This window comes from Gilvibacter sp. CC01, assembly GCF_055755295.1.
In genome coordinates, this window is sequence record NZ_CM146909.1 from 496,681 (window position 1) to 510,840 (window position 14,160).

Below are 14,160 nucleotides of genomic sequence, written 5' to 3' on the forward strand. Positions count from 1 at the left end.
TTATTTCGGATCATCTTAGATTAACGATTCATTACCAAAGAATTAGGAATCCTTAGGGATACCTAAGTTCCTAGCGGACGTACCTTTAGAAAAAAATTCAACTATGAGAATTACAACTACACTCTTTGCACTATTTGCCATGGTATATTGCGGATTTGCTCAAGATGCGAACATCCTTGAACTAGATCCGAACCAATCCATGTCTATAACCGGAAAAGGGCCCGGACAAGATGCTACCATTAACCCATTCATTGCTGAAAACAGTATAATTGTGGTCACCAATATTGGAAAGGGTGTATTCACTGTACGAGTACAAAAAGAGGGCATTATTTTACAGGAAGTGACCGTAAAACCAGAACAGACCCGAGAACTACTGCTTTCTAAAGGTCTTGAGGTCTATTTTGATTCGGAAGAAGAAGCCAAAATCGCTGTTAGCTACAAGCCGAATAAAAAGTTTTAGCCGACAAAGCGGATTGGTGAGGCAAAAAAAATCACAAGTACCTGAGGACGAAACTTATATTCCAATTCTTAAGCCCAAAAGATAAGGGCTCAGTTTTGTCCATTTTTCTGTAGTTTTGGCTTGCACAAAACAAGCAAATATGCGCATCCTGAATCTACTCTTAATACTGTCCTTAGGGCTAGTTGTTACCACCAGTTGTAAAGATGAAAAGACTGTTTCTACTAATCCGAAGGAAGATCCAACTCGCTTTCCAGATACTGTAAACAGTAGGCTTACAGAAGCGCACAAACGCATCCCAGGTTCTAAGGTTTATGCTTTACTTCCCGATGATTTCAAGTTCATTCGCGCTCAGAATCAGATCCAAAAAGATCAAAATACTTTTATACAGATCGTAGAAACACCTTCTGCGAACTTTGAGAATGCTAAAAAGGCCTTTAGCCGCGAAAATATCGAAGCCGGCGGATCTAAAGTAGACATTGTGCGGCCTATTCGCTTTGGGATCTACGACGGAATTTTTCTAGACGGACCTTCTAATTTACCTACCCAAAGAAAGGCCTCCTTAGTTTTTGGAGATCAAGACTTTGTCTGCTTGATCTTTGGTGAATATCCTAGCGATAGTCCGGAGTCTCGCAACGAGATCTTGAGTATTTTTAAATCTATGGTACACGATAAGGACCAGAATCCAGAAGATCTCTCCGGACCATTCTACACCTTTGATCCGAATATCACTGGTTTTAAAGCTGCTGTTCTCAGTAAAACAGTAGACATTTATAATCTCAGCGGAGATCCTGAAGAGGAAAAAGGCCTCCCGACCTCTATGAATTTTGCCCCAATTCCCGTGCTCCCGGTGGAAGCTCAAGAAAAATACTTTGAGCAGCTAATAACAGAGAGTCAAGAGGGAAAATTAAAGATCACATCTAAAGAAACCCAGCAATTGGTCATTAGTGGAATGCCTGCAACGGTTCTAGAGACCACTGTGAATGCGGACGGAAGAACCGGGGTCTTTTACGCAGCGATCTTAAATGGTCCCAACAGCGCCCTAGTTTTTATTGCCAGTGCCTTTGACCAACCCTTACAACGATTACCGCAGTTTAAAGCGACCTTGGAGTCGGTTCGATTCAGATAATAATTCAAGTATTTTCTCTATACGCAAATATCGCCCATCGCTTGCGTTTTGCAGCCCACTTCTACTTCTAGGACTGATTTCCAATACGCTACTTGCTCAAAAAGCAGACAGCCTGCAAATCAAGTCATACGTAGATAAGATCATCTTGAAATTAAACTTAGACACTCAGAACGAAGAGTTTCTCATCTTTTCAGACCAACAAGAGCAGATCGCATTGAGCACCAACAATAGCCTCCGATTAGACCTCTCCTTAGATTATGAGTTTTTAGGTTTTAGCATTGGGTTTGCTCCGAACTTTTTTAACTCCAATAAGGATGACGCCAGAAAAGGCTCAAGCGAGCTTACCGATATTGGATTTCGCTTTTTTTTAGGCCGATGGACACAAGAACTCACCTACCAAAGCAATGAAGGATTCTACGTTGAGAATACTGCGGATTTTATTGCTGACTGGAATACCAATAGCGACCCTTACATTCAGTTTCCAGATCTAAAACGTACCTACTACGGAGGATCCACAGCTTACGTTTTAAACGATAGGTTTTCTCTTAGAAATATTGTGTACAATACCGAATGGCAACTAAAAAGCGCGGGCAGCTTTGTGCCTACTGCGCGATATGGTTACCGACGAATTTCTGCAACCTTAAATCAAACCAGAGAAATTGAGAACAATTTTGAACTGGACCTTATTGCCGCATACTATTACACCTGGGTGATCCACTCCAACTGGTTTATAGCACCGCAACTCTCCCCAGGAATCGGCATACGCTTTAGTAACACTACTCAAGAGAATACAACAGCGCGAGAACGCGACACCCGCTTCCCTGTAATACTCGATGGTGGTTTGCAATTGGGATATAGCTCGGAGCGTTTTATTGCTGGTGGACTACTAAACTTTCAATCGATCTACACCAAAACCGGTTCTGGTAGTTCAGTGATCAACGACCAGGTCTTTGCGCGATTCTTTGTAGGCATCAGATTAGACCCACCAGAATTTATTGCCAAACAGGCCAGACGCATCAACGAGAAATTCGGTATGTAAAAAAAGTGACCTCCGCAGAGGCCACTTTAAAAATTAAGACTCAATAAGGGAGTAACTAGGCCAGATCAAAGCGATCTGCGTTCATTACTTTGGTCCAAGCCGCCACAAAATCATTTACAAACTTTTGCTCGGCATCGTCTGCAGCATACACTTCTGCCACAGCGCGTAGTTCAGTATTCGATCCGAAGATCAGATCGGCACGTGTACCTGTGAATCGAACTTGTCCGGTTCTGCGATCACGGCCTTCGAACAATTTATCGTCGCCAGAAGCAGCGCTCCAAGTGTAGGTCATATCTACCAAGTTCTTAAAGAAGTCGTTGGTCAAATGTCCTACATTGTCTGTGAACACTCCATGCTTAGAACCGTCGTAGTTCGCACCTAAGACACGCATACCTCCAACAAGCACAGTCATTTCCGGAATAGATAGTGCCATTAGGTTAGCCTTGTCCACAAGCAGATCTTCTGCTGCAACATCAAGGTTAGGATTCACATAGTTGCGGAAACCGTCTCCTAGTGGTTTTAGGTAATTAAACTGCTCAATATCGGTTTGCTCTTGGGTAGCATCTCCTCTGCCGCCGCGGAAAGGAACACTGATATTGTGTCCTGCATTTCTGGCAGCCTCTTCTACAGCAGCATTACCTGCCAATACAATTAGATCTGCCATGCTTACATCGCCGCTGAATTCATTCTGAATAGCCTCTAGAACACCCAAGACCTTATTCAGTTCCTCCGGATTGTTCACCGGCCAGCTGCGTTGCGGCTCCAAACATACTCGAGCTCCATTGGCACCTCCGCGCTTATCGGTGTCTCTGTAAGTAGAAGCAGATGCCCAGGCAGTTCTAATCAATTCAGAAATACTCAAACCAGAAGCCAAGATCATTTTTTTCAAAGAATCCTCGTCAGCACTGCTCAAAGTGTAGTTTGCTACTGGAATCGGGTCCTGCCAGATCAGCTCCTCAGCAGGTACTTCTGGCCCCAAATAACGTACTTTTGGTCCCATATCACGGTGCGTAAGCTTGTACCAAGCTCTAGCAAAAGCATCCTCAAAGGCTTTGTGATCCTTGTGGAAACGCTTAGAGATCTCCAAATAAGCAGGATCTGTTTTTAAGGCGATATCTGCTGTGGTCATCATAAGCGCTTGCTGTCCGTTAGGATCTCCAGCTGTTGGTGCCATTCTTGCTTTAGACTCCGCTGTTGGTGTCCATTGGTGCGCTCCTGCAGGACTCTTGGTTAATTCCCAATCGTAATTCAACAATACATCAAAATAATCGGCATCCCATTGGGTTGGGTTCGGTGTCCATGCACCTTCGATACCACTGGTAATAGTATCTTCTAGCACTCCAGACTTATAAGTGTTCTTCCATCCGGTACTCATTTCTTCAATTGAAGCTCCGTGAGGCTCAGGTCCTACGTATTTTCCTGGATCGGCAGCTCCGTGTGCTTTTCCAAAAGTGTGTCCTCCAGCAACCAAGGCTACGGTCTCTTCATCGTTCATAGCCATACGGCCAAAGGTCTCGCGTACATTTGCTGCGGAGCCCATAGGGTCAGGGTTTCCGTTTGGTCCTTCTGGATTAACGTAGATCCATCCCATCATTACTGCTGCAAGTGGATCTTCTAATTTACCTCCTTCGTAACGGTCTTCATTAGCTCCCCATTCGGTTTCGCTACCCCAGTAAACATCTTGTTCTGGTTCCCAAATATCTTCTCGTCCTCCGGCAAAACCAAAGGTTGGGAATCCCATAGATTCCAAGGCGACGTTCCCGGCAAGGATCATTAGGTCTGCCCAAGAGATCTTGTTCCCGTATTTCTTTTTGATAGGCCAAAGCAACAAACGCGCTTTGTCTAAGTTCCCGTTATCTGGCCAGCTGTTAATTGGCGCAAAACGTTGGTTTCCCGTTCCGGCGCCACCTCTACCATCTCCTACTCTATAGGTACCGGCACTGTGCCAAGCCATACGGATCATTAAACCTCCGTAGTGCCCGTAGTCTGCCGGCCACCACTCCTGAGAGTCTGTCATTAATTTTTCAAGGTCTTTCTTTAAAGCATCGTAATCCAAGCTCTTAAAAGCCTCCGCATAATTAAAGTCTTCTCCCATTGGGTTAGACTTAGTGGCATGCTGACGCAGTATGTTCAGTTTTAATTCGTTTGGCCACCAATCGCGGTTCTTCACGCCGCCACCGCCAACAGTGTTCTGCTTTCCGCTAAGAAAAGGACATTTGCTAGCGTCGCTGCTATTCAAGTCTCCTAATTCGTTATTTCCCATTTTTTGATGATTTTGATTGTTTCCTCAAATTTACCATAAGCTCTCCTTATATTTCTATGACCGCTATCAGTATTGCTTATATCGGAATAATGGATGGTAAACAAATACTCGCTGCCCCGCTTGTTCACTGCATTGAGGTTTTTTGTACCTTAGAAAACAACCAACAATACTAACATCCAACCCATGAGAATCTTAAAATTTCTGGTTTTAAGTGCATTGCTCATTCCTTTATGCACCAATGCACAACGCAAGAGCAAAGCATCAATTCCCACAGTAGCAGACACTTTATTTCACGGCCTTGAATGGCGCAATATTGGCCCTTTCAGAGGTGGTAGGTCTGTGACGAGCACCGGCGTGGTCGGCGATCCTAACACCTATTATATGGGATCTACCGGAGGCGGTGTCTGGAAAACCACAGACCGTGGAATCACCTGGAACAATATTTCCGATGGCTTTTTTAAGACGGGTTCCGTAGGCGCCATTGCCGTTTCTGAAAGCGACCCTAATGTGGTAGTGGTAGGTATGGGAGAACACGCAGCTCGAGGCGTTATGACCTCTATGGGTGATGGTGTTTATATCTCTCACGATGCAGGAAAGACCTGGAAACATATTGGTCTTGAAAGTTCACGTCACATCTCTGACGTGATCATTCATCCGCAGAATCCAGATGTAATATACGTAAGTGCACAAGGAGCGCAATACGCTCCCTCCAAGCAACGTGGTGTTTACCGAACTACCAATGGTGGTGCAAGCTGGGAGCAAGTATTAAGTGTAGGCAACAAAGTTGGCGCTTCTTCCTTGAGCATGGATATGAATAATCCGCGCATCCTTTATGCCGCCATGTGGGAACATCAGCGTTTTCCTTGGATAATGGAGTCTGGGGGAGCACAATCCGGACTTTACAAATCTACCGATGGTGGTGACAATTGGGAAAAAATGACCGACGGCTTGCCTGCGGATTTTGGCAAAGCCGGGATCTCGGTTTCTCGCGCCAATTCAGAACGAGTTTATGCAGTCATAGAAGCAGAAGGCACTAAGGGTGGGGTTTACCGCTCAGACAATGCCGGAAAGAACTGGAAACAGATCAACAAGGACCGTGTAAACATTGCACGCTCTTGGTATTATATGGAGATCTTTGCCGACCCTGTGAATGAAAACATGGTCTATGTGCTCAATGCACCTGTTATGAAATCTATTGACGGTGGAAAGACCTTCTCTGGTATTGCAGTACCGCATGGTGACAACCACCATCTGTGGATCAATCCGCAGGACAATCAAAACATGATCAATTCTAACGACGGGGGAGCCAATATCTCCTTTAACGGCGGTAAAAGCTGGAGTTCTCAACGCAATCAGCCCACGGCTCAGTTCTACAGAGTTATAGCAGACAATCAAGTGCCATATCACGTTTACGGTGGGCAACAGGATAATTCTGCCATAGGGATTGCGAGCAGAACCAACGATGGCGGAATTGGTTGGAAAGACTGGTATTCTGTTGCCGGAGGGGAGAGTGCCTTTATCGCCTTTGACCCAGACAATCCACAGACCGTTTACGGCGGAACCTATCAGGGAAATCTCAGCAAATGGGACCGAGATGCGCGCTATCAGAAATCGATAAAGCAATATCCGGAACTGGGTTTAAGTATTGCACCCAAAGACGCCAAGTATCGCTACAACTGGAATGCTCCTATTATCACTTCGCCCCATGATCGCTCGGTGATCTATCATGTGGGAAATATTGTATTTAAGAGCACAGATGGTGGTTTGAGTTGGACTGAGGTAAGTCCGGACCTTACCAAGAACGAAAAAGACAAACACGGCCCTGGCGGCGGTCCGTATACCAACGAGGCCGCGGGTGGTGAAAACTACAACACCATAACATCTTTGGTAGAATCTCAACATGAAGAAGGCGTACTCTACGCAGGAACAGACGACGGCTTACTACACATTACAAAGGACGGCGGTAAGAACTGGACTAACATCACTCCTCCGGGAATCAAAGATGGTATAATCAATAGCGTTGATGTATCCGAGCACGATCCGGCAACAGCTTATGTAGTGGTGATGCGCTATAAATCCATGGATCTTAGTTCGCATGTGTTTAAAACCAACAACTACGGTGCATCTTGGACTAAAATTGTAAACGGTTTGGACGATCCTAACGGCTTTGCTCGCGTGGTTCGCGCCGATAAAAAACGCAAAGGGCTGCTTTATGCCGGTACAGAAACTGGTATGTATGTCTCCTTTAACGATGGGGCCAAGTGGCAAAGGTTTGATCTTAATTTACCTGTGGTTGCTATAAATGATCTCTTTATTCGTCAGAACGATTTGATCGCTGCAACTTCTGGTCGCGCCTTTTGGATCTTGGACGATCTGAGTCCGCTACAACAATTGGCTGTGAGTGGTCAAAGCTTTCAAATATTTCAACCTAAAGACAATTACAGACTTTTTGGAGGTGTTTCTAATGCACCTGAACAAGGCCGCAACCCGAGAATGGGGATCTACTTTGATTATTATTTGGAAGAGGCTATTGACAGCTTGGAGGTGAAACTAGAGATCTTGCAAGACAAAAAGGTCATTAGAACCCTTAGCAGTAAGCGCCCGGAAGGATACAGATCATGGCCGGGCGGACCTCCACCACCACAGGTGCTGCCTAAAAAGCAAGGTTACAACCGCTTTAGCTGGGGCTTTGATAGAGATCCGATGCCAGGGGTTGACAAGGTTTTTGTCTTTGGTGGCTTGAACGGTGGCAGCGTCGCGCCTGGGATTTATACACTACGTATGAGTTATAACGGAAAAGTGAGTGAAACTCAAGCTACCGTTCTGCCAAATCCTGCAGTGAAAGCGACGGCATCCGATTGGGCAGCTCAGCAACAAATGCTTAATGAAATAGAAGGAGTAGTGACCGAGATGCATGAGTCCGTGACCAAAATGCGTTCTGCAAAATCTCAGATTGCACGCTATGCAGAATATTTGGCCGACAATGAATCCGCAGCAAGCTTGATAGAAAAAGGAAAGGAAATTAGCAAGCGGATTACCCAATGGGAGGAGAATTTGATTCAAGCCAAGCAAAAAACCTTCCAAGATGTGATCAATTTCAACAATAAGCTAAATGCACAGTTTAGAGTGTTGGCGGGGTATATTGATCAAGACGATCCTAACTTAACTGCTGGGGCAAAACAGCGCTTCAAGGACCTTATGGATGATTGGAAGGTCTATCAGGACGAACGCGATGCGATAATCAACACAGAAATGCAGGCCTATAACGCCCTGTATAATACACTCCAGCTACCAGCTATTTTCTTAGATGACTAGCCATGTTTAAAAGCAAAAAAGCAGCTCTAATAGAGCTGCTTTTTTTTATTCCCATTGTTTGAGTGTGGAACTGAGTCCCTGATAGAGCGGAACAAAATTACTGCCTGAACTGGGCAGAATAGAAGTATTACCTGTACCGAACAGCCACTGGGCTCCGGATTTGGCTTTAGAACCGTAATTGTTAGGAGCGTACATACCCAAATAGCCCTCACCTGTTGTGGGACTGTCTGCACCTTTGATCACAAAGTGATTGTATTCATCGTCATGCTCTGGAAAAGCCATGCCTACATCTTCAAAAGGGCCGCTAAAGTTTCCTTCTGAGAGCTTTACTTGGACATTGTTAGAATTGTTTACCCAGCTGTAGTATTTAAAAGCGAATAAATAACTTCCCGCAGGCAACTTCTGCTCATTGACGGTACTTATAGTTACATTCCCTGCAGAGGAACTGATAGTCGTAGGACTGATCAAGTCACTGTCCTCTGCCCCACTTTTTGAGGTCATGGCCAGATAATTGGCCAAATCGTTGTATTCACTTTCTAAAACAGGAACCCACTCGCCTGGTTCTGCATCCAGATAAGCATCTCCAGAAGTGTGCAAAAAGGCCCAAATATCATCTACATTGTCTATTTCAATGTCTATGTTCAAATTTTCCGTTTCAGTGCCGTTACTGGCCTCAATAGTTCCTGTAATATTGGTGCGCTGTTCGTAATCATATACTAACCAATCCGCTACGGTAAGGCCTGCAGTTGTGATTGTAAAGGCTCCTGGTACCGATTCGAAAGTAAGATTGTAACTAACCTCCCCACTTAAACTGCTGCTTAGGCTAGAGAGTAAAGTTCCACTTGTTGGATATTCCGCTATAGAACGAGCGATGTCGTTTGTGGTTTGCTGCGGATCTGGATCTGTTGTGTCGTCTGAGTTCTCTGAGCTACAAGCCCAAAGTGTGGCGACCGTTACAATTGAGATAAATAAAAGATTGCGATTCATGACTTAGAATTTTAGTTATGCTGTTGCCCCATTTTTTAAGGACAGTACAAACCTAGCGCCGAGCTTGATGAAAATCTAAAAAGTGGCATGGACAAAGTATGGACAGCTCCAAATAAATATGGACAAGACTGATGTGCTGATCAAGTTAGAATCAACATAAACAAAAGCCCTCAAACCACTATTAATCAAATATTTAAATAAATACACAGTTTAGTTTAAATTCATTTGAAATGTGGAAATATGAAGTGAATTTTATAGACTGACACCTTAGTGGCTATAGATTGCATCCTGATTCTAACTATCTTAGACCTAGCAACTAAGGCCATCATTATGAGCAAAAAACCACTATTACTTCTCCTTTTTATTCTTCTGTGCAGTACGAGCTTCGGACAAAACAAAAGCCGGATTGACAGTTTACTCACCGCCTACAATCAGCATAAAGAAGACAGCTTAAAACTCAGAACGATCAACAACCTGATCAATTTTTATATGTATAGGAATACTCCAGAAGTAAAACCCTATGCAGAAGAGATGCTCACATTGGCGCGAAAATTAAAAAACGTCAAAGGGGAATCCCTAGCCTTGTATCAATTAGGAGTGTATCATTACACCCTATTTGAAACTGATTCTGCCAGCAACTACTACAATCAAAGTTTGCAAATTGCCCTAAAAGATGAAGATGTACCCAGAATTTCATCTAACTATAGAGGCTTATCTATTATTGAATTTAGTCAGGGGAATATGTCCGCTGCAGACAGTATAAATGATCTGGACCTCGCGAACTCTATTAAATATGAAGACAGTACAGGCATCGCCCTTGCATATGATTTTAAAGGCACTATAAATCAAAATAAAGGTTATTACGATATTGCTATTGCCAATGTACAGAAGGCGTTGAAGTACTTTGAATCCTTGGGAGATTCCATCCGAATTGCAGATACTTACAACCATTTGGCCACTTTAGAGAATAATATCGGCAATACGCAAAAGGCCATTGAATATAATATGATCGCTTTAGGAGTATACCAAAAAGAGAATGATCTTTATTACGAATCGCAAGCCTTAAATGATATTGGAGTGATGTATAAAGTGCTCAAACAGCACGATAAGGCTCTGGACTTTTTCAAAAAGGCAGAGCGTGTAAGTCAAGAGGCTAAAGCCCAAGATATAACCGTTTCTGTATTAACCAATATAGGCGAGGTGTATGAAGAACAAGGCCAGCCGCAACAAGCCATACCTTATTTTGAAAAGGCCATAAGCTTGGCAGAAAGCCTTAATTCCAAGCGCAAGATAGCATTGGCCCAAAACAAAATGGCAGAGGCCTATTTGGCTATGCGACAACCGAACCAGGCCGTGCAATTGGCAGAAGCCTCGCTCGCCTATTCTGTTCCAAACAATACCATTTCATTTCAAAGAGTCTCCCAACGTGTAAAGAGTCAGGCTTATGAGCAACTCGGAAATTATGCCAAAGCTCTAGAACACCACAAGTACTTTAAAACGCTCAGTGATTCTATCTTGAACACAGAGACCTCTGATAATATAGAAAACCTGCGAGCCCAGTTCGATCTGGAAAAAAAAGAAGCGCGTTTGGCGTTACAAGAACAGAAGATCATTGCTTTAGACGCTCAAGCAGAATCGGACAAATTAGCCAAACTACTTTATGGTCTCGGACTTGCTGCAGCGATGGTCATTGGCCTTTTAGTGATCTTCGGATTGCATCAGCGGATGCGTAAAAACAAGATAGAACGCGAAAAGCAAGAAGCCATGCTCCGTCAGGAGATCGATTTCAAAAAGAAGGAACTGGCCAGTCAGACCTTGCATTTAGTACAAAAAAGTACGTTTATTCAGGAGCTTAAAGAGAATTTAGAGAAAATCAAATCTTCTCCGGAGCTGTTTAAGATAGAGTTTAGAAGGCTGATCCTACTGCTTAAAAAAGAACGGGCAGAAGACAAGGATTGGGAAGTTTTTAAATCTTACTTCTCAGAAGTACACAACAATTTTGATGATAAGATCCGTCAGATCAACGATACTATAACCGAAAAAGAGCTCAGATTAGCCTCCTTTTTACGGATGCATTTAAGTACCAAAGAGATCGCTTCTATGCTTAACGTTTTGCCAGAAAGTGTGCTTAAATCCAAATACCGTTTAAAACAAAAATTGAACTTGGACAAGGAAACCGATCTCACTGAATTCTTAAACACCCTATAAAGCGAAAACCTCCGCTCTTAAAGGATCGAGCGGAGGTTTTGCATCAACTAACTAAACAATTAACTGTGGAAATGAAACACTACTCTCCCTGACCTAGTGAGAATCCGCGTGTACCATCGAATTCGTAGAGGTTCTCGGTTTTGATGACATCAAAACCTTGGGCGTGCAGTTTAGATAAGAGCGCTACCACTTGCTCAAAATCTACTGGTTGATACACCGGGCTTGTACTTGTTGTTGTGGCGTCCATGGCCACAAAACGGCACCTCCAGTGATCTGTTTTATAAGTCTCTTTTAATCCTTTAGGGTAAACTTTTACCCCACGGTTGGTGATCATCTTCAATTTCAATTTAAAGGCATCGATAGCGACCAATGCATCGCCAATTTGGTTTGGGTCCTCCCCTTTCCAATCGATAAAGACATCTACTCCAACCAACTCTTTTTTACGTGTTTTTCGAACGTAGTCGGGAATTTGAATGGTACCGGCTCCTTCTGAAAGCTTGCTTGCTTTCAAAGATTTTGGTGTTTCTCCCAACCTAGCAATTACAGCTTCTGCAAATTCACTGGTGTTTACCAAGCGGGTCGATGAACCTTCGCGGTAAATATCTGCAGTGTGAATACCTGCCTCTATTGTTGCGAGTAATGCGTTTTTAATACGATCTGCAACCTCGGTTTGACCTAGGTGCGCGAGCATGAGCACCGCACCGTTGATCAAGCCCGATGGATTAGCAATTTTCTTCCCTGCGATATCTGGTGCTGAGCCGTGAATGGCCTCGAACATGGCTACTTCGGTCCCAATATTGGCAGAACCCGCCATCCCAACAGAACCGGCAATCTCCGCAGCGATGTCAGAAATGATATCACCGTAAAGATTGGCAGTCACAATCACGTCGTATTGTTCAGGACGGGCAGCCAAGCGGGCAGATCCGATATCAATGATCTGCGAATTGCTTTCAATTTGCGGATACTCTGCAGCGATCTCTTTAAAGACGCGGTGGAAGAGTCCGTCTGTCAATTTCATGATATTGTCTTTCACCATACAGGTCACTTTTTTGCGACCATAGGCTTTAGCGTATTCAAAGGCATATCGAATGATACGTTCACAACCAGGACGTGTAATCAGTTTTAAACACTGTACTACATCGTCAGTCTGTTGGTGCTCTATTCCTGCGTAAAGATCCTCTTCATTCTCGCGAATTATTACCACATCCATGTCTGGATAAGGCGTATGAATATATGGATGTAAAGCACTTACAGGACGGACATTAGCGAAGAGTCCGAGTGACTTTCTAAGGGTCACATTCAAACTCTTATAACCTTTGCCTTGCGGCGTGGTGATCGGTGCTTTGAGGATCACCTTGTTCGCTCTTATAGACTCCCACGCTTCTGGAGAGATCCCGGAGGTGTTCCCGGAAAGGTACTGCTGTTCTCCGATTTCGATAAAGTCTACTTCGATCCGGGCTCCAGCGGCCTCCATGATCTTTAAAGTGGCGTCCATGATCTCTGGTCCTATCCCGTCTCCTTTGGCAACGGCAACCTTGGTCTTTACTCCGGCCTGTGGAGCTGTAATGTCTTTGTTAAGCAATTGATTCTGCATAGGTGTTTATTTGTTTGATGCAAATTTCATAAATCAATTTCATTTATTTTTATTTATGTTTTTTATAAAAAACATAAATAATCTTAATAATCCATAAGTAACCCCTGTTACCGTAGACTTGCTAAAAAATGGACTATCTTGTACGTATCAAACTCAACAGCATGAATCTAACTAGAATTGGATTAAACCGAGTTGCATCGGAATCTACCGCCGCCAAATTGAATGTTCTATTGGCTAATTATCAATTGTTTTACATGAACTCCAGAGGCTTTCATTGGAACATTAAAGGAGATAAATTCTTTGAATTACACCTTAAGTTCGAAGAGCTCTACAACGATTCTTTACTCAAGATCGACGAGATAGCAGAACGCGTACTAACACTAGGTTTTACTCCTTTACATACCTATTCAGACTTTATAGCGGTAGCTAGTATCCCAGAGGCGAAAAACATCACGGATGGAAAAGAGGCCTTAAAAGCTGTTTTGGAAGGATATGAGGTCTTACTTCCGCTAGAGCGAGAACTATTAAATATGTCCGCTGAGTCAGATGATGAAGGCACCAATGCCCTTATGAGCGATTATATCCGCGAACAGGAAAAACTGGTTTGGATGTATTCGGCCTACTTGAACCATTAATTCGCAATGACTTATGTTTTGTAAATCTTGGTTCATTGGAATAGGTACACTCCTACTGTTGATGACAAGTTGTGGGAATTCTGAACCCCATAGGTTAACATTACCTCAAGAGGCTGATTCTTTTATCGCTTCGGATTCTGCCAAGACCTGGATGTTGGCCAGTAGATACAATGGCGGGCACCGTATGAATATGGGCGACTGCTTTCTGCGTTATCGCATCACTTATCATCGCGACAGTACATTTACCGATAACAACGGTAGCAGCAGTAGTTGCGGTCCAAGTCTATACGGAAAGTGGAAAGCCTTTCAAAACGAGCACGGTAGTTTCATTAAATGGGAAAGTCCTCAATTGCCATCACTGATGCAAATAGAGAACGACTACAAATACTTTAGACTAATAACCCTAAATGTAGACTCTCTGGTGGTCTCCTACAAACACACCCAATACGGAAATCAGGAGCGAACCATAGTAGATTATTATGTACCAGAGGGCACGAAGGTTGCCGATCGCGATTTTCACAACCGTTAATCGA

10 protein-coding genes are annotated in these 14,160 nt (G+C 43.7%); 7 read left to right on the top strand and 3 right to left on the bottom strand.

Features of this window, described 5'->3' with window-relative positions:
- Positions 1-103 precede the first annotated feature (103 nt).
- The 3 genes from AC0J2F_RS02370 (at position 104) to AC0J2F_RS02380 (ending at position 2,625) form a co-directional block, all read left to right on the top strand.
- On the top strand, positions 104-460 hold the full coding sequence (locus AC0J2F_RS02370; protein ID WP_374959015.1) for a hypothetical protein: 357 nt from the start codon (positions 104-106) through the stop codon (positions 458-460).
- A gap of 139 nt (positions 461-599) precedes the next feature.
- Positions 600-1,586 (top strand): hypothetical protein, encoded by a 987-nt coding sequence (locus tag AC0J2F_RS02375; RefSeq protein ID WP_473008502.1) that lies wholly within the window; start codon positions 600-602, stop codon positions 1,584-1,586.
- Positions 1,522-2,625, top strand: a complete 1,104-nt coding sequence (locus AC0J2F_RS02380) for a DUF4421 family protein (protein ID WP_473008503.1) — start codon at positions 1,522-1,524, stop codon at positions 2,623-2,625. Before AC0J2F_RS02375 ends, AC0J2F_RS02380 begins: the two co-directional genes overlap by 65 nt.
- A 55-nt stretch (positions 2,626-2,680) precedes the next feature.
- On the opposite strand, the gene katG is transcribed toward AC0J2F_RS02380, so the two are convergent.
- The gene (katG, locus tag AC0J2F_RS02385; RefSeq protein WP_473008505.1) at positions 2,681-4,888 is read right to left on the bottom strand and encodes a catalase/peroxidase HPI; all 2,208 of its coding nucleotides are present in this window, start codon (positions 4,886-4,888) and stop codon (positions 2,681-2,683) included.
- A 183-nt stretch (positions 4,889-5,071) separates the two neighbouring features.
- Between katG and AC0J2F_RS02390 the strand changes: the two genes are divergently transcribed.
- Positions 5,072-8,203 carry a VPS10 domain-containing protein gene (locus AC0J2F_RS02390; RefSeq protein ID WP_473008506.1) on the top strand — a complete coding sequence of 1,044 codons (3,132 nt, stop codon included), beginning with the start codon at positions 5,072-5,074 and terminating at the stop codon, positions 8,201-8,203.
- Positions 8,204-8,248: 45 nt separating this feature from the next.
- On the opposite strand, the gene AC0J2F_RS02395 is transcribed toward AC0J2F_RS02390, so the two are convergent.
- Entirely contained in the window at positions 8,249-9,190 is a 942-nt protein-coding gene (locus tag AC0J2F_RS02395; RefSeq protein ID WP_473008507.1) for a hypothetical protein, read from the bottom strand.
- A 330-nt stretch (positions 9,191-9,520) separates the two neighbouring features.
- On the opposite strand from AC0J2F_RS02395, the gene AC0J2F_RS02400 reads away from it, so the two are divergent.
- Complete coding sequence (locus AC0J2F_RS02400) at positions 9,521-11,398, top strand: tetratricopeptide repeat protein (protein WP_473008509.1); 1,878 nt, start codon at positions 9,521-9,523, stop codon at positions 11,396-11,398.
- A 79-nt stretch (positions 11,399-11,477) separates the two neighbouring features.
- On the opposite strand, the gene AC0J2F_RS02405 is transcribed toward AC0J2F_RS02400, so the two are convergent.
- Entirely contained in the window at positions 11,478-12,992 is a 1,515-nt protein-coding gene (locus tag AC0J2F_RS02405; RefSeq protein WP_473008510.1) for an NADP-dependent isocitrate dehydrogenase, read from the bottom strand.
- Positions 12,993-13,153: 161 nt separating this feature from the next.
- Here AC0J2F_RS02405 and AC0J2F_RS02410 point away from each other — a divergent pair, with 161 nt between their 5' ends.
- Positions 13,154-13,627 (top strand): Dps family protein, encoded by a 474-nt coding sequence (locus AC0J2F_RS02410; RefSeq protein ID WP_473008511.1) that lies wholly within the window; start codon positions 13,154-13,156, stop codon positions 13,625-13,627.
- A gap of 13 nt (positions 13,628-13,640) precedes the next feature.
- Positions 13,641-14,156 carry a hypothetical protein gene (locus tag AC0J2F_RS02415; protein ID WP_473008513.1) on the top strand — a complete coding sequence of 172 codons (516 nt, stop codon included), beginning with the start codon at positions 13,641-13,643 and terminating at the stop codon, positions 14,154-14,156.
- Positions 14,157-14,160: the final 4 nt, after the last annotated feature.